The 16,879-nt window shown below is 65.6% G+C and carries 11 protein-coding genes; 9 read left to right on the plus strand and 2 right to left on the minus strand.

Annotated elements, in window-relative coordinates:
* Positions 1-249 precede the first annotated feature (249 nt).
* Both KBW95_RS12230 and KBW95_RS12235 read left to right on the plus strand, forming a co-directional pair.
* The gene (locus KBW95_RS12230; protein ID WP_211528369.1) at positions 250-1,071 is read left to right on the plus strand and encodes a sel1 repeat family protein; all 822 of its coding nucleotides are present in this window, start codon (positions 250-252) and stop codon (positions 1,069-1,071) included.
* Positions 1,072-1,137: 66 nt separating this feature from the next.
* Positions 1,138-2,577: a dihydrolipoyl dehydrogenase gene (locus KBW95_RS12235; protein ID WP_211525151.1), complete on the plus strand. Its 1,440-nt coding sequence runs from the start codon at positions 1,138-1,140 to the stop codon at positions 2,575-2,577.
* A 148-nt stretch (positions 2,578-2,725) separates the two neighbouring features.
* Here the strand turns inward: KBW95_RS12235 and KBW95_RS12240 are convergent, their stop codons facing one another.
* Positions 2,726-3,211: an SRPBCC family protein gene (locus KBW95_RS12240; protein ID WP_211525152.1), complete on the minus strand. Its 486-nt coding sequence runs from the start codon at positions 3,209-3,211 to the stop codon at positions 2,726-2,728.
* Between the two features lie 192 nt (positions 3,212-3,403).
* Between KBW95_RS12240 and KBW95_RS12245 the strand changes: the two genes are divergently transcribed.
* The 3 genes from KBW95_RS12245 (at position 3,404) to KBW95_RS12255 (ending at position 8,095) form a co-directional block, all read left to right on the plus strand.
* Complete coding sequence (locus KBW95_RS12245; protein WP_211528370.1) at positions 3,404-5,473, plus strand: UvrD-helicase domain-containing protein; 2,070 nt, start codon at positions 3,404-3,406, stop codon at positions 5,471-5,473.
* A 202-nt stretch (positions 5,474-5,675) separates the two neighbouring features.
* Entirely contained in the window at positions 5,676-7,838 is a 2,163-nt protein-coding gene (locus tag KBW95_RS12250; RefSeq protein ID WP_211528371.1) for a DUF4214 domain-containing protein, read from the plus strand.
* Between the two features lie 53 nt (positions 7,839-7,891).
* Positions 7,892-8,095, plus strand: coding sequence for a SlyX family protein (locus KBW95_RS12255; protein ID WP_211525155.1), 204 nt, complete (start codon positions 7,892-7,894; stop codon positions 8,093-8,095).
* A 141-nt stretch (positions 8,096-8,236) separates the two neighbouring features.
* On the opposite strand, the gene KBW95_RS12260 is transcribed toward KBW95_RS12255, so the two are convergent.
* Positions 8,237-9,523 (minus strand): GMC family oxidoreductase N-terminal domain-containing protein, encoded by a 1,287-nt coding sequence (locus KBW95_RS12260; protein ID WP_211525156.1) that lies wholly within the window; start codon positions 9,521-9,523, stop codon positions 8,237-8,239.
* A gap of 213 nt (positions 9,524-9,736) precedes the next feature.
* Here KBW95_RS12260 and KBW95_RS12265 point away from each other — a divergent pair, with 213 nt between their 5' ends.
* The 4 genes from KBW95_RS12265 to KBW95_RS12280 all read left to right on the plus strand — a co-directional run bounded on the left by KBW95_RS12265 (position 9,737) and on the right by KBW95_RS12280 (position 16,868).
* A complete protein-coding gene (locus KBW95_RS12265; protein ID WP_211525157.1) occupies positions 9,737-11,866 on the plus strand; it encodes a M3 family metallopeptidase in 2,130 nt (709 codons plus the stop codon).
* 81 nt (positions 11,867-11,947) lie between these two features.
* The gene (locus KBW95_RS12270) at positions 11,948-14,083 is read left to right on the plus strand and encodes a M3 family metallopeptidase (protein ID WP_211525158.1); all 2,136 of its coding nucleotides are present in this window, start codon (positions 11,948-11,950) and stop codon (positions 14,081-14,083) included.
* A 144-nt stretch (positions 14,084-14,227) separates the two neighbouring features.
* On the plus strand, positions 14,228-14,512 hold the full coding sequence (locus KBW95_RS12275; protein WP_211525159.1) for a DUF4404 family protein: 285 nt from the start codon (positions 14,228-14,230) through the stop codon (positions 14,510-14,512).
* 166 nt (positions 14,513-14,678) lie between these two features.
* Positions 14,679-16,868, plus strand: coding sequence for a YgiQ family radical SAM protein (locus KBW95_RS12280; protein WP_211528372.1), 2,190 nt, complete (start codon positions 14,679-14,681; stop codon positions 16,866-16,868).
* Positions 16,869-16,879: the final 11 nt, after the last annotated feature.

The following is a 16,879-nucleotide window of genomic DNA, read 5'->3' on the forward strand; positions in this document are numbered from 1 at the left end:
CGCCCCCCCCAAACCCCCCCCCGCCCCCCGCCCCCCCCCCCCGGGGGGGGGCCCCCCCCCCCCCCCGCGCCCTGAAGCGCTATCCGCAGCCGCAGGGCATTCCGGCGGGCGCCCTGGTCCAGGTGAAGTACAGCTTCGAGATCGAATACAAGTAGCCGGGAAGCGAGGCGCCGTGACGATGTGTGAGAATCCAGGCGCAACAAGCTGCTAGAGTGCCGGCCTGGAATACATACAACACCGGAATAAGCCATGCCCAATCGTCCCGCCCGCGCCGTCCTTCCCCTGCTGCTGTCCTTGATCTCCCTGCCGGTAGCGGCGGTGGTCGAGACGCCGGGCGAGAGCGTCGTCACCAACATCACCCTCAAGATCGAAGAGCGCGACTGCACCGAGGCAGTGGAATGGCTCAAGTACGGGCTGAAACAGGAATACCGCGAGGTCGCGCTGATGGCTGGGACCATGTACGACCATGGCATTTGCGTACGCCGCGACTGGGCGCGCGCCGTGGGCTTCTACACGCAGGCCCATGCGGCCGGGATGGCGCGCGGCGCCGAGCGCCTGGCCGCCGGCTACGCCGATCCCGCCAACGGCCCGGACGTGGCCGCCGCGCTGTGGTGGGCGTCGAAAACCCGTTCGTTCCGGGACCCGGCCTGCCGCATCGCCAAGGAGGCCGTCAACGATCCCGACCGCTTCGTCGCCGAGCTGTCCGCGTGGAAGCCCGAGCGGCTCGCCTATTGCAACTACACGGCCGGCGTGATCATGACCATCGCCTCCGAATTGCGGTATCCCGACATGGCGGCCGCCTATTCCATGGGCGGCAAACTGACCCTGCGCTTCCTGCCGGGCGTACCGCGCATCGAACTCCAGAAGAACGATTCGCAGGAATTTGCGATGGTCGGCCTGATCAACGGAAACTGGAAGCGCGACCGCGACAGCAAGGAGATCGCCGGCAGCATCGAAAAGGCGGTCACCCAGCTCGGCGACCGCGCCCTGAAGCGCTATCCGCAACCGCAGGGCATCCCGGCGGACAGCGTGATCGAACTGAATTACACCTTCGAGGTCCTCTACAAGTAGGCCGCCTGCCGGCTCCGCGAAAATGGCGTATCGTCACGCTCATGACCCGACCATAGCGGAGGCAGGATGAACAAACTGGAAGTGGACGTCGCCATCATCGGCACCGGTACCGCCGGCATGACGGCCTACCGGGCGGCGACGGCGCAGGGCGCGCGCACCGTGGTGATCGAAAGCGGCGTGTACGGCACCACCTGCGCGCGCGTGGGCTGCATGCCGAGCAAGCTCCTGATCGCGGCCGCCGAGGCGGCGCACGCGATGCAGCACTCCGCGCCATTCGGCGTGCACGCGGGCGAGGTGCGCATCGACGGGCCGGCCGTGATGGACCGTGTCAAGCGCGAGCGCGACCGCTTCGTCGGCTTCGTGCTGGAAGGCGTGGACGCCATCCCCGACGAAGACAAGCTGCGCGGCCATGCCCGCTTCACGGGGCCGCATACGCTGATGGTGGACGAGCATACCGAGATCCACGCGGCGCGCGTCGTGATCGCCACCGGTTCCGCCCCGCTGCGCCTGCCGGCGCTGGAGAACGTTGGTCCGGGCGTGGTCACCAGCGACGATGTGTTCTATTGGGACGACCTGCCGCGCTCGGTGGCCGTGATCGGCACCGGCGTGATCGGCCTGGAACTGGGCCAGGCCCTGCACCGCCTGGGCGTGCGCGTCAAATTCTATGCGCGCGGCGGCAGCATCGCCCACATCACCGACCCCGAAGTGCTGCGCGAAGCTGGCCGGGTGCTGAACGAGGAGCTCGACATCCAGTTCCAGTCGAAGGTGGTCAGGGCGGTGCAGGAAGAGGGCGAGGTGGCGCTGACGGTCAGCGACGCCTTCGGCAAGGAAGCCACGGAGCGCTTCCAGTATGTGCTGATGGCGGCGGGGCGCACGCCCAATGTGCACGGCATCGGCCTCGAGCACACGGGCCTGGAGCGCGGCGAGGATGGCATTCCCTTGTTCGACGCGCGCACAATGCAGTGCGGGAACAGCCACATCTTCATCGCCGGCGACGCCAACAACGAGCGCCCGCTGCTGCACGACGCGGCCGACCACGGCAAGATCGCCGGCGACAACGCGGGCCGCTATCCGGACGTGCGTCCGGGGCTGCGCCGCACGCCGATCGCGGTCGCGTTCACGGAGCCGAATATCGCCACCTTGGGCAAGGACTACCGGACCTTGTGCGCAGGCGGGCGGCGCAAGTTCGCGATCGGCAAGGTGTCGTTCACGAACCAGGGCCGCAGCCGCGTCATGTTGCAAAACAAGGGAATGCTCAGGGTGTACGGGGAATACGGCACCCGGCTGTTCCTGGGCGCCGAGATGATCGGGCCGCGCGCGGAGCACCTGGCGCATACGCTGTCGTGGGCGGCGCAGATGCGGCTGACGGTCGACAAGATGCTGGAGATGCCGTTTTATCACCCGGTGATCGAGGAGGGCGTGCGCACGGCGCTGCGGGACCTGGCGGCTTGCTTGTCCAAAGGCGAAAGCGAGACGGATCCGGCGGATACGGAGCCGGGCACCTAGGTCCGGTAACACTCCGTCGTTAGCCCTAAAACCGTCGCCCCGGCGAAGGCCGGGGTCCAAGTTCGTTGAGCAGTGTGAACGCAAGCAGAACTTGGGTTCCGGCCTTCGCCGGAACGACGGTTTTACGGCTAGCAGTTGATCAGAAGCTTCAGTTCAGCAAACTCGCATCCAGCTTCCCCTCCGACGCCAGCTGCCGCACGATCCGCACCGTATCGATATCCGCCTCCTGGTACGCCGACTTCTTGAACTCGTCGTACATCGCATTGGCTTCGTCCGTGTGCTCGCCCGTGCCGTCGTCGTAGCAGAAGCGCACCAGCAGCATCGCGTTGGTCGGCGACTCGATGATCATGCGCAGGCTGGAAGCGGCGATTTCGCCCTGCGCCGGCACGTCGACCCGCACTTCCTGCAGCGGCGTCAGGTGCACGCGGTCCTCGATCACCAGCTCGCCGTAGCGCAGGCGGCGGCCGAAGCTGCCGGCTTCGCGGTCCAGGATCTGGCACTCGTCCAGATGCGGCATGAACATCATCGGCGATTCGGCGCGCAGCACCAGGCCGCGCCACAGCTGCTCGCGCGTCAGGGTGTCCACCAGCGGATTCATCGGATCGTTGATCTCGACAAGATGTTCGAATTTCATGTGAAAGCGTCCTCAAAAGCGCGGGCGCCCGGCTCCCGGCCGCCCCAAAGACCGAATGGTACTCCATCGCGCGCACCGCCGCCGGACCGAGAGTGTTGCATTCCTGTCTAGCTCGAGATTTTTTCTTTTGTGCATCGCTCCACATGACAGCCGGATCGTTAAAATATCGGCCTGCCTTCCTGAAACTTTCCCATGTCCAACGCACCAAAATTCGGCCTCAACGGGCCGCAGAGCGAAGCCGTGCTCTATCTCGACGGCCCATGCCTGGTGCTGGCCGGCGCCGGCTCGGGCAAGACCCGCGTGATCACCCAGAAGATCGCATACATGATCGAAGACCGCGGCTACGATCCGCGCACCATCGCCGCGCTCACCTTCACCAACAAGGCCGCGCTCGAGATGCAGGAGCGCATCGCCAAGCTGCTCAAGCAGCCCAAGCAGGCCAAGCAGCTCACCGTCTCGACCTTCCACTCGCTGGGCGTCAAGATCCTGCGCCAGGAAGCGGCCGGAGTCGGCCTGAAGGACAAGTTTTCGATCATGGACAGCGACGACTGCTACACCATCGTCTCCGACCTGGCGCTGACCACCGACAAGCAGGAAATCCGCCGCATCCAGAACGCGATCTCGCTGTGGAAGAACGGCCTGGTCGACCCCGAGGACGCGATCCGCAACGCGCGCGACGAGGACGAGGCCATGGCCGGGCGCGTCTACCGCAGCTACCTGGCGACCCTGCAGGCCTACCAGGCGGTCGACTTCGACGACCTGATCCGCCTGCCGGTGGAACTGTTCCGCAATAACGAACCGATCCGCGACCGCTGGCAGCGCCGCCTGCGCTATCTTCTAATGGACGAGTACCAGGACACCAATACCTGCCAGTACGAGCTGGTCAAGCTGCTGGTGACGGGCCTGGGCAAGAAGCCGATGTTCACCGCCGTCGGCGACGACGACCAGGCCATCTACGCCTGGCGCGGCGCCTCGGTGGAAAACCTGAAGACCCTGCAGGTCGACTTCCCCGACCTGCGCGTCATCAAGCTGGAGCAGAACTACCGCTCCACCACCCGCATTCTGCAGGCGGCCAACGCCGTCATCGGCAACAACCCGAAGCTGTTCGAGAAGTCGCTGTGGTCCGAGCACGGCCTGGGCGAGCCGATCAATGTGCTGGGCATGCAGAACGACGACCAGGAAGCCGACCAGGTGGCGATCATGATCTCGGCCGACCACTTCCAGCGCAAGAACAAGTGGTCCGACTACGCGATCCTGTACCGCGGCAACCACCAGGCGCGCGTGATCGAGCAGGCCCTGCGCAAGGAACGCATCCCCTACACCATGTCGGGCGGCCAGAGCTTCTTCGACAAGGCCGAGATCAAGGACATCATCGCCTACCTGCGCCTGATCGCGAACCAGGACGACGACCCGGCCTTCATCCGCGCCGTCACGACCCCGAAGCGCGGGGTCGGCATGGCCACGCTCGAAACCCTGGGCGAATTCTCCAAGCAGTGGAACTGCTCGCTGTTCGAGGCCGCGCGCAAGGGCGGCCTGGAAGCCAAGCTGGCCGAGCGCCAGCTGGCGCCGCTGCGCGACTTCTGCCGCTTCATGCTGGAGCTGGAAGACCGCGCCACCCGCCCCGGCCCCTCGGGCAGCGGCGACAACGCGGCCGAGGTGCTCGACGACATGATGAAGGAGATGAACTACGAGCACTACCTGTACGAGAACTTCGACGACCGCGCGGCCCAGGCCAAGTGGCAGAACGTGCTCGAGTTCACCAACTGGCTGAAGGAACGCGGCCGCGGCGGACGCGACCGCGATGGCGAAGAAAAGAACCTGCTGGAACTAACCCAGATGGTGGCCCTGATGTCGATGCTCGAAGGCCAGGACGAGGAGCAGGACGCGGTGCGCATGTCGACCCTGCACGCCTCCAAAGGATTGGAGTATCCGCATGTGTACCTGGTCGGCTGCGAGGAAGGCATCCTGCCGCACAAGGGCGATCCGGACGATTCGGTCGAGTCGATCGCGGCCCGCATCCAGGAGGAGCGGCGCCTGATGTACGTCGGCATCACGCGCGCCCAGCGCACCCTGCACGTCACCTGGTGCAAGCGCCGCAAGCGCGCCGGCGAACTGGTCAATTGCGACCCTTCGCGCTTCATCAAGGAGATGCAGCTCGACGTCGGCGACGCCCCGCCGAAAGAAACTGAAGTGCTCAGTCCCAAGGAACGCCTGGCGAACTTGAAGGCATTATTGACAACACCTAAGCCCGTGCCTAGTTGACAAGAAAATAAAAGCCCTCGAGAACGTTGTGCGCCAGCCTTGATGAGGTGGCAAGGGGTGCGCACGATTGAAATTCCCATTTGACTTCAACTGTTGAGCAGGAAATACTTTCTCTTAGCGAATTGGTGCAAGATTATTGCACTGTTTCAACATTGAGAGATAGTTAAAACGACAGTCAAATCGACAGTCAAAGAGAGTCAAGATGGCAACCGTTTCGGAAATACTGACCACCCCCTTGTCGGGCCTGCAGCACATCGATGCCTTGCTCGACAAAGGACCCGACTGGAACTATCTGACGGGCACGGCGAACACGATCTACTACACCTTCTCGATTGCCTCCGGCAACGAGAGCGGCAAGAGCGGACAGGAAGCGTTCTCGGCATCCCAGCAGGCTGCCGCGCGCGACGCGTTCAGCTACCTGCAGCAGACGACCGGTATTTCCTTCGTCGAGACGGCATCCGGCGACAGTGCGCACATCCATCTCTGCAATATCGACATCGCGGACTACCGCACCACGGGCCTGTGCAGCTGGACTTCGCCGTACAGCTACAGCGGCACGACCCTGAGCGAATATAACGTCGATGCCTACGTCTATCTCGACAATGTGGAATTCCGGGCGCAGAACCAGAACCTGACCCCGGGCGGCGCCGGCTACGAGACCCTGCTGCACGAGCTGGGTCACGCGCTCGGCCTCAAGCACCCGTTCGAAACCGAACCCGAAAACAGCACCGTCCTGCCCAGTTCCGAGGACAACACCAACAACACCCTGCTGTCCTACAACATGACCGGCGGTGCTCATTCGACGTTCAGCCCCTACGACATCGCAGCCCTGAACTGGCTGTATGGCGGAGACGGCTTGCGCGGCGCGCTCGGCGTCAACAGCGTCACCGGCGCCCGCTACATCACTGGAACCAATCGCGCGGACACCCTCACGGGAACGCGTTACGACGACACCTTACAAGGAAACGGAGGCAATGACATGATCGACGGCGGAGAAGGTACGGATACGATGGTCTTTGGCGGCGCACGCGGCGCTTATACGTTCGCCAACCTGGCGGACGGCGCCCTGCAGGTGAGCAGCAGCGCCGAGGGCGTGGACACGCTGCGCTCGGTGGAGCAGCTGAAGTTCTCGGACATGACGGTCCAGCGCGCGGCCGTGGTCGATACGGTCGCGCCGGCGGCCCCGACCTTCGTGGTGACGCATAACCAGTTCAACTACGCCCGCGGCAGCAAGCCCGGCATGACCGGCGCGGCCGAGGCTGGCTCGACGGTGAAGGTTTATTCCGGCACCACCCTGATCGCCACCGTGGTGGCCGACCAGAACGGGCTGTGGAAGGCCGAATCCTCGATCGACTTCCCGGATGGCATGGGCTACACCGTCCACGCGACCGCGACCGATGCCGCCGGCAACACCTCGGCGCCGAGCGCCACCGTGGACTTCAACGTCGACGCGACCGCGCCGACCGTCCCGACCGGCAGCGTGGTCCAGGTCAGCGGCGACAACCGCCCCGTGTTCAGCGGCACCGGCGAAGTCGGCACCACCATGCAGCTCTACATCGTCGACGACACCACGGTCCAGCGCTTCGGCAGCGCGACCGTCGGCGCCGACGGCACCTGGAGCCACACCGCGGCCCCTCTGCCGAACGGTAACTTCCAGGTGAGCGTGGTGTCGAAGGACCAGGCCGACAACTCCACTGCGGCCGGCAGCTACCTGAATGTGGCGATCGCGAACGCCGGCTACCAGAACGGCACCGCGGGCAAGGACGTCTTCACCATGGGCGACGGCAGCACCGCCGCGACCGGCGGCGCCGGCACCGACGTCGCCGTCTTCAGCGGCAACAAGGCCAACTACACCGTCGCCAAGGCCGCCTGGGGCTATACCGTGACCGACAATGTCGGCGGCGGCGGCACCGACACCGTGATCGGCGTCGAGCGCCTGCAGTTCGCCGACGGCTGGAAGGCGATCGACGACGACGGCGTCGCCGGCCAGATCTTCCGCCTCTACCAGGCGGTGTTCGACCGCGCTCCCGACATCGGCGGCATGGGCTACTGGATCCAGCGCATGGAAAGCGGCACCGACCTGATGCGCATGGCCAACGAGTTCATGACCATCAAGGCCCCGGACGGCACCGTCGAGTTCGAGACCCTGTACGGCAAGAACCTGACCGACGAACAGTTCGTCATCGAGCTCTACGACAACGTCCTGAACCGCGAACCGGACGCCGGCGGCAAGGCCTACTGGGTCGACGTGATCAAGCATCACAGCCGCGCGCAGATCCTGATGGCCTTCAGCGAAAGCCCGGAAAACCAGGGCAACGTGATCGACATCGTCGCCAAGGGCATGGACTACATCCCCTTCGGTTAAGCACTGCCCGGCGGCAGGGCTGGCATAATGCCGGCTTTGCCGCCGGAGGCGCCATGGACCACGAAGACCGTTTCGTCGATATCGAAATCAAGCTCGCCCACCAGGAAGACCTGGTGGAGACGCTGAACCAGACCATCTACCAGCAGGGCCGCCGCATCGACCAGCTCGAAGTGATGGTGGCCAAGCTCGCCGAACATGTCCGCAGCTTGCAGGATGGGCGGCAGACTCCCCTGAACGAAAGACCGCCGCATTACTGATCTGTGGTCGTCAGCCCGTGCCGCCAGCACGTCGTTCCGGCGAAGGCCGAACCCAAGTTCGTCGCGCAGCCGTTTTGCATGCAAACTTAGGTTCCGGCCTTCGCCGGAACGACGGTCTCTCTGCTAACGGCAAAAAGATTGTCAGCGTGCCGCCAGCTGCTGTCCTAATCGCTTCCCCAACGCCAGCAAAGTCAGCGTCGGCGGCAAGCCCCACGGTTCCGGAATCACCGAGGCATCGCACACGAACAGCCCCGGCGTTCCCGTTTCCAGCCCCGCATCCACCCCCGCGCCGATACGCACGCTGCCGCCCGGATGCGCCGCGAAATGCCAGGTACTGAACACATTGCGCGCCCCCGCCTGGCGCAGGATGGCGCGCGCCATTTCCGTTCCGCGCCGCAGCTTGTCCTTGTCGGCCGGCGCCAGCCGCTTGTCCGCCCAGCGCTGGCCGACCGCGCCGCCGATCTCGTCGCGGATCTTGACCATCACCGACAGCGTGCGCCGGTGCGCCAGCAGGCGGTCGAAGCGGCCCACCTGGGCCGCGAAGGCCTGGTACATCGGGCGCGGCAGGGTCAGGTCGGCCAGCGCGATGCCTTGTTCCGCGAAGTGCGCCCCGGCCGCCATCGGCACCTCGGCGCCGCCGTCGAGATCCTCCACGCTGCCCATCACCGCCACCACCGGATCGCTGAAGAAGGGCGCATGGCGCGGCCCCAGGCCGGACCGGTGCAGGATACGCGGGCTGCCGATGCCGCCCCCGGCCAGCACCACCAGCGGCGCCCTGGCCACCTGCGCCTGGCCGCCGCGCACGAATTCCACGCCGCGCGCCCGGCCTTCCTCCACCAGCACGCGCAGCACCCGGCTGCCGGACGCCAGTACCGCGCCGTCGCGCCGGGCTTCCTCGACGAAGTCGCGCGCCGTCCACTTGGCGCCGAAGGGACAGCCGTAGACGCAGCGCCAGCAGCCGCTGCGGCAGGACTGCGGCCGGATCATCTTGTCCAGCTTGCGCCATGCGAAGCCGGCGGCACGCGCGGCCTCGGCGATACGCGCGGCCATCGGGCCCACCAGGTGGTCCGGCAGGGGCGCCATCGGCAGCTCGGCGCGCAGCGCGGCGATGTATGGGTCCAGGTCGATGCCGTGGGCCGCGAACATGGCGCCGGGCGGCGGGGCGGCGGTGGCGAAATTCACCGCCGTGCTGCCGCCCAGGGTGGCGCCGCCGACCAGCAGCGAGGCGTCGCGGTGCACGAAGGCGCCGCGTCCGGGGACGGCCGCCATGGCCGCCATCTGGGTCAAGGTGCCGGCCAGCGGCGCAGCGCCGCCCTGTTCGAGGATCAGGATGCGGCTGCCGGCGCGCGCCAGTTCGCGCGCCACGCTGGCGCCGCCGGGGCCGGTGCCGACCACGATGGCGTCGTAGGAGTGGTTGTCAGCGTCCATGGAATCAAAAAAATGGGAGGCCGGCGGATGCTAACACGGCGCGTATTCGCGCTGTCCATACGCGTCATTACGCCCGTAAATACGGGATGTCCGGACATGTCGTGTGCATACCTCTTTTCATGTGACGACCTGCATATAAGCCTGCTATGATCTCCGCGCACAGCTGTCGAGCTTGCCCGGCAGCTCCTTCCCTAAGAGTCCGAGAAAGATCTCATGAACCGTCCACAACTGCTCATCCTTGCAGCCAGCATCGCACTGGCGCACGCGGCGGTCGCCGCTCCCAGCGCAGCCGCCCTCGACGCCTCCAACCCGTTCGCCAAGCAAAGCAGCCTGCCGCTGAACTACCCGGCTTTCGACAAGATCAAGGACGAGCATTTCCTGCCCGCCTACGCCGCCGGCATGCGCGAGCAGCTGCGCGAAGTGGACGTGATCGCCAACAGCAAGGCCGCGCCGAGCTTCGCCAACACCATCGTCGCCATGGAGCGTTCCGGCCAGCTGCTGGGCCGCGTGTCGGCCGTGTTCTCGAACCTGCAGACCGCCAACACCAACGACCGCCTGGACGCCATCGACCGCGAGATGTCGCCCAAGCTGGCGGCGCACAACGACGCCATCTACCTGAACCCGAAGCTGTTCCAGCGCGTGAAGACCCTGCATGACAAGCGCGCCAGCCTCAAGCTGGACGCCGAGTCGAACCACCTGCTCGAGCGCGTGTACAAGGAATTCGTGCGCGCCGGCGCCAATCTGTCGGATGCCGACAAGCAGAAGCTGAAGGCCTACAACGGCGAGATCGCCTCGCTGCAGTCGGAATTCTCGCAGCGCGTGCTGAAGGAAGCCAATGCCTCGGCGCTGGTCGTGGGCAGCCGCGAGGAGCTGGCCGGCATGTCGGAAGCCGAGATCGCCGCCGCCGCCGCCGAAGCGGAAAAGCGCGGCCAGAAGGGCAAGTACGCCATCGCCATCGTCAACACCAGCAGCCAGCCTGCGCTGGCCACGCTGACCAACCGCGCCACCCGCGAGCGCCTGATGCAGGCATCGCTCAACCGCGGCAGCCGCGGCGGCGAATTCGATGCGCGCGAGCTGGTGCTGCGCCTGGTCAAGCTGCGCGCCGAGCGCGCCGCGCTGCTGGGCTACCCGAACTACGCGGCCTATTCGCAGGAACTGGAAACCGCCAAGAATCCGGCCGCCGTCAACAAGCTGCTGGGCGAACTGGCCGGCCCGGCCGTGAACAACGCGAAGAAGGAAGCGGCCGAGATCCAGAAGGTCATCGACGCCGAGAAAGGCGGTTTCCAGATCGCCTCCTGGGACTGGCCGATCTACCAGGACAAGGTGCGCGCCGCCCGCTACAACTTCGACGAGAACCAGCTGCGTCCCTATTTTGAACTGAACCGCGTGCTGGTCGACGGCGTGTTCTTCGCCGCCACCAAGGAATTCGGCATCACCTTCAAGGAACGCAAGGACCTGCCGGTGTACGACCCGGACGTGCGCGTGTTCGACGTGTTCGACCACGACGGCAAGCAGCTGGCGATCTTCCTGTTCGACCCCTATGCGCGCGCCAACAAGCAGGGCGGCGCCTGGATGAACGAATACGTGTCGCAGTCGACCCTGCTGAACCGCCGCCCGGTGGTGGGCAACCACCTGAACATCCCGAAGCCGCCCGCCGGCGAGCCGACCCTGCTGACCTACGACGAAGTGCGCACCGCCTTCCACGAGTTCGGCCACGCGCTGCACGGCATGTTCTCGAACGTGAAGTACCCGCACTTCTCGGGCACCAGCGTGCCGCGCGACTTCGTCGAGTATCCGTCCCAGGTCAACGAGATGTGGGCGATCTGGCCTGAGGTTCTCAGCAACTACGCCAGGCACCACAAGACCGGCGCCGCGATGCCGAAAGAACTGCTGGACAAGGTGGTCGCCTCGAAGAAGTTTAACCAGGGCTACCTGACCACCGAATACCTGGCCGCCTCGCTGATCGACCAGCGCTGGCACCAGCTCACGCCGAGCGAGATCCCGACCGACGTGCTGGCCTTCGAAGCCAAGGCGCTGAAGGATGCGGGCGCCGACTTCGCGCCGGTGCCGCCGCGCTACCGCACGACCTACTTCTCGCACTCGATGAACGGCGGCTACTCGGCCGGCTACTACGCCTACCTGTGGAGCGAAAAGCTGGACGCCGACACCGTCGAGTGGTTCAAGCAGAACGGCGGCCTGTCGCGCAAGAACGGCGACCACTTCCGCAAGACCCTGCTGTCGCGCGGCGGCACCGCCGACGCGATGGACCTGTTCCGCAACTTCCGCGGCCGCGACCCGATCATCGAGCCGCTGCTGGAGCGCCGCGGCCTGACCGGCAACTAATCCTTCGCACCGCCCCTGCGCCGCCACAAGCGGCGCCGGGGCGGCGTGTCGTTCGTCCTACCCATATCACATAGAGACACCATGAACCGTCCACACATCCTGCTCGTTGCCGCCGCCGCTGCCGGCGCCGCCGCACTGGCTCCCGCCTGGGCCGCCCCCGCTTCCCAGCTGGAGGCGTCGAATCCCTTCGCCAAGGAAAGCAGCCTGCCGTTCAACTACCCGGCCTGGGACAAGATCCGCAACGAGCACTTCGCGCCGGCCTTCGCCGAGGGCATGCGCGTGGAGGCCCTCGAGGTCGAGGCGATCGCCAACAACAAGGCCGCGCCGACCTTCGAGAACACCATCGTCGCCATGGAGCGCTCGGGCCGCCTGCTGGACCGCGTGAGCGCCGCCTTCGGCACCCTGTCGGGCTCCTACACCAACGACAGCATCATCGCACTGAGCAAGGAACTGGCGCCCAAGCTGGCCGCCCACGGCGACGCGATCCGCCTGAACCCGAAGCTCTACCAGCGTATCAAGACCCTGTACGACAAGCGCAACAGCCTGAAACTGGACGCCGAGTCGAAGTACCTGCTCGAGCGCTACCACACCGACTTCGTGCGCGCCGGCGCCAAGCTCTCCGACGCCGACAAGGTCAAGCTGAAGGACTACAACGCCCAGCTGGCCGCCCTGCAGACCCAGTTCGCGCAGTTCACCCTGAAGGAAGCGAATGCGTCGGCGCTGGTGGTCGACACCCGCGAAGAGCTGGCCGGCCTGTCGGACAAGGCGATCGACGCCGCCGCTCTTGAAGCCAAGAAGCGCGGCCTGGATGGCAAGTTCGTGATCCCGGTCGTGAACACCACCCAGCAGGCCGGCTTGTCGGTACTGACCAACCGCGCCACCCGCGAGAAGCTGCTGGCCGCCTCGCTGGCGCGCGGCAACCGCGGCGGCGAGTTCGACACCCGCGACACCGTGCTGAAGATCGCCAAGCTGCGCGCCGAGCGCGCCGTGCTGCTGGGCTATCCGAACCACGCGGCCTACAACCTGGAAGACCAGACCGCCAAGAACACCAAGGCCGTCAACAGCCTGCTGGCCGAATTCGCCAAGCCGGCCGTGAACAACGCACGCAAGGAAGCGCTTGAAATCCAGAAGGTGATCGACGCCGAGAAAGGCGGTTTCCAGGCCGCCGCGCAGGACTGGGGCTTCTACAGCGACAAGGTGCGCGCCCAGCGCTACGCCTTCGACGCCAGCCAGCTCAAGCCTTACTTCGAGCTGAACCGCGTGCTGCAGGACGGCGTGTTCTTCGCCGCCAACAAGGAATTCGGCATCAGCTTCAAGGAGCGCAAGGACCTGCCGACCTATAACGAGGACGTGCGCGTGTTCGACGTGTTCGACCACGATGGCAAGCAGCTGGCGATCTTCACCTTCGACCCGTATGCGCGCTCGAACAAGCGCGGCGGCGCCTGGGCCAATGCCTGGGTGGGCCAGAGCCACCTGCTGGGCACCAAGCCGGTCATCGCCAACAACCTGAACGTGGCCAAGCCGGCTGCGGGCGAGCCGACCCTGCTGACCTATGACGAAGTGCGCACCACCTTCCACGAATTCGGCCACGCCCTGCACGGCATGTTCTCGGACGTGAAGTACCCGCGCTTCTCGGGTTCGCGCGTGCCGCGCGACTATGTCGAGTTCCCGTCGCAGGTGAACGAGATGTGGATGGCCTGGCCGGAGGTCCTCTCCAACTACGCGAGGCATTACCAGACCGGCGAGCCGATGCCGAAGGAACTGCTGGACAAGGTGCAAGCCTCGCAGCAGTTCAACGAAGGCTTCCGCACCACCGAGTACCTGGCGGCTTCGCTGCTGGACCAGGCCTGGCACCAGCTGTCGCCCGACCAGATCCCGACCGACGTTCTGGCTTTTGAAGCCGAGGCGCTGAAGAAGGCCGGTGTCGACTTCGCCCTGGTGCCGCCGCGCTACCGCAGCACCTACTTCTCGCACACCTTCTCGGGCGGCTACTCGGCCGGCTACTACGGCTACCTGTGGGCCGAGAAGCTGGACGCGGACACCGTCAACTGGTTCAAGGAAAACGGCGGCCTGACCCGCAAGAACGGCGACCACTTCCGCAAGACCCTGCTGTCGCGTGGCGGCACCATCGATGCGATGCAGATGTACCGCAACTTCAGCGGGCGTGATGCGAAGGTGGAGCCGCTGCTGGAGCGTCGCGGGTTGACGGCCAAGTAAGGCGTTTGTAGCCTGCTGGCAAACTTGGGTCACCGCGCAGGCGGGGACCCAAGTTTCTATAAACACCACACACTCAACCGCAGTCGTGTACGGCCCCGGCCCACCTTGCCGTACAATGAATCGTGCTCACCACCGGAGGACACGATGCAAAACGACAACGACGAAATCCTGAAAGCGCACCTGCGCACCCTGCATCGCCACCTGCAGGAAACCGACGACGTCGACCCGGAACTGGAAACCCTGCTGCGCCAGCTCGACGGCGACATCGACAAGGTGCTGGAACGCCGCGCCGAGCAGGAACTCGACCACAATACCTTCGGCCTTTCCTCGCGCACCCAGGAGCTGGCGGCCCGCTTCAATGTGCGCCATCCGAACGTCGCGAGCGGCCTGCGCGAGCTCGGCAATATTCTGTCGAACATGGGCATCTAAGCTGGCATTAATGCCACAAGTCATTGATAGTTAAGCCATTTTCCGGGGCGATCGGCGTCCCGGAGACGGTTTTCCGGTAAAATACCGGCCAATGAACTCCCCAGCCAATCTTTTCGCGAGCGTTCCCAAGCGTTCCAGCCGCGCTCCCGCCGCGCCTTTCCTCCCGATGTCCCGTGCCGAAATGGACAAGCTCGGGTGGGATTCGTGCGACATCATCCTGATCACGGGCGACGCCTACATCGACCACCCGAGCTTCGGGATGGCGCTGGTCGGCCGCCTGCTGGAAGCGCAGGGCTATCGCGTGGGCATCATCAGCCAGCCGGACTGGACCTCGGTCGAGCCCTTCCGCGCACTGGGCAAGCCCAACCTGTACTGGGGCGTTACCGCCGGCAACATGGACTCGATGGTCAACCGCTACACGGCCGACCGCAAGATCCGTTCCGACGACGCCTATACCCCGAACGCCGAGCCGAACAAACGCCCCGACCGCGCCGTGACGGTCTATTGCCAGCGCGCCCGCGAAGCCTTCCCGGGCGTGCCGGTGATCGCCGGCAGCATCGAGGCCTCGCTGCGCCGTATCGCCCATTACGACTACTGGTCGGACAAGGTGCGCCGCTCGGTGCTGTTCGAATCGAAGGCCGACCTGCTCATCTTCGGCAATGCCGAGCGCGCGCTGGTCGACCTCACCCGCCGCATTGCCGCGGGCGAGAACATCAAGACCATCCGCGACCTGCGCGGCACCGCCTTCCTGGTGCCGCACGGCTGGCTGCCGGACGAAGAGTGGAGCGTGCACAATTCGACCCGTGTCGACGTGCCGGGCCGCGTCGACACGCATCCGAATCCGTATGCGATGGCCCAGGAAGACACCAAGGCCTGCGCCACCGAGAACGCCAAGCCGGAACCGGAAGTGAAGCCGGTGGTCATCATGACGCGCGAGGAGCGCCAGGCCGCCGCCCGCGAAAAGGCGCGCAAGACCGTGGTGCGCCTGCCGTCCTTCGAGACCGTGAGCGAAGACCCGGTGATGTACGCGCACACCTCGCGCGTGTTCCACCTGGAGTCGAACCCCGGCAATGCGCGCGCGCTGGTGCAGCAGCACGGCGACCGCGACGTGTGGCTGAACGCGCCGCCGCTGCCCCTGGCCATGGACGAGATGGACAACGTCTACGACCTGCCGTACGCGCGCGCCCCGCACCCGAGCTATGGCAAGGCCCATATCCCGGCCTGGGAAATGATCCGCTATTCGGTCAACATCATGCGCGGCTGCTTCGGCGGCTGCACCTTCTGTTCGATCACCGAGCACGAAGGCCGTATCATCCAGAGCCGCTCGGAGCCCTCGATCCTGCGCGAGATCGAACTGATCCGCGACACCACCAAGAACTTCGCCGGCACCATCACCGACCTGGGCGGCCCGACCGCGAACATGTACCGGCTGGCCTGCAAGGACAAGAAGATCGAGGAATCCTGTCGCCGCCTGTCCTGCGTCTATCCGACCATCTGCAGCAACCTGGGCACCGACCACAGCAAGCTGATCTCGCTGTACCGCAAGGCGCGCGCGATCCCCGGCATCAAGAAGATCCTGATCGGCTCGGGCCTGCGCTACGACCTGGCGGTGCGTTCGCCGGAATACGTCAAGGAGCTGGTGACCCACCACGTGGGCGGCCTGCTGAAGATCGCGCCGGAGCATACCGAGCAGGGCACGCTGTCGAAGATGATGAAGCCGGGCATCGGCGCCTACGACGAATTCAAGCGCCTGTTCGACAAGTATTCGCTGGAGGCGGGCAAGAAGCAGTACCTGATCCCTTACTTCATCGCCGCCCACCCGGGCTGCACCGACGAGGACATGCTGAACCTGGCCCTGTGGCTGAAGAAGAACAACTTCAAGCTGGACCAGGTGCAGACCTTCACGCCGACGCCGATGGCGATGGCGACCACCATGTACCACTCGGGCAAGAACCCGCTGGCCAAGGTGACGGAAGAATCGGAAGTGGTCGAGACGGCCAAGAGCGGCAAGGTGCGCAAGCTGCACAAGGCCTTCCTGCGCTACTACGATCCGGAGAACTGGCCGATCCTGCGCGACGCCCTGAAGCGCATGGGCCGTTCGGACCTGATCGGCACCGGCGAACGCCACCTGATTCCGCCGGCGGGCGCCGAGTTCGCGCCCGAGCATGTCGTCACGCGCGACCGCAAGCGCATGCCGGGTGCGCCGATGCCGGAGCGCGAGATGGGCAAGCGCGGCCGCGACAAAGTGCAGGTGCGCGTCGAGCGTGCGCCGGCGGCGGTGGTTGCCGCGTCGTCCAAGTCCAAGCCGTCGATCCTGTCGACCATCAAGAGCAAGCCAAAAGCCGGACGCAAGTAATTCTTCAGTTA

Origin of the sequence: Massilia sp. ZL223 (assembly GCF_018119395.1) — a bacterium.
Lineage (GTDB): Bacteria > Pseudomonadota > Gammaproteobacteria > Burkholderiales > Burkholderiaceae_D > Telluria.

Coding starts and splice junctions, on each gene's coding strand:
- KBW95_RS12230 (WP_211528369.1), top strand. CDS start 250: ATGCCCAATCGTCCCGCCCGCGCCGTCCTTCCCCTGCTGCTGTCCTTG.
- KBW95_RS12235 (WP_211525151.1), top strand. CDS start 1,138: ATGAACAAACTGGAAGTGGACGTCGCCATCATCGGCACCGGTACCGCC.
- KBW95_RS12240 (WP_211525152.1), bottom strand. CDS start 3,211: ATGAAATTCGAACATCTTGTCGAGATCAACGATCCGATGAATCCGCTG.
- KBW95_RS12245 (WP_211528370.1), top strand. CDS start 3,404: ATGTCCAACGCACCAAAATTCGGCCTCAACGGGCCGCAGAGCGAAGCC.
- KBW95_RS12250 (WP_211528371.1), top strand. CDS start 5,676: ATGGCAACCGTTTCGGAAATACTGACCACCCCCTTGTCGGGCCTGCAG.
- KBW95_RS12255 (WP_211525155.1), top strand. CDS start 7,892: ATGGACCACGAAGACCGTTTCGTCGATATCGAAATCAAGCTCGCCCAC.
- KBW95_RS12260 (WP_211525156.1), bottom strand. CDS start 9,523: ATGGACGCTGACAACCACTCCTACGACGCCATCGTGGTCGGCACCGGC.
- KBW95_RS12265 (WP_211525157.1), top strand. CDS start 9,737: ATGAACCGTCCACAACTGCTCATCCTTGCAGCCAGCATCGCACTGGCG.
- KBW95_RS12270 (WP_211525158.1), top strand. CDS start 11,948: ATGAACCGTCCACACATCCTGCTCGTTGCCGCCGCCGCTGCCGGCGCC.
- KBW95_RS12275 (WP_211525159.1), top strand. CDS start 14,228: ATGCAAAACGACAACGACGAAATCCTGAAAGCGCACCTGCGCACCCTG.
- KBW95_RS12280 (WP_211528372.1), top strand. CDS start 14,679: ATGTCCCGTGCCGAAATGGACAAGCTCGGGTGGGATTCGTGCGACATC.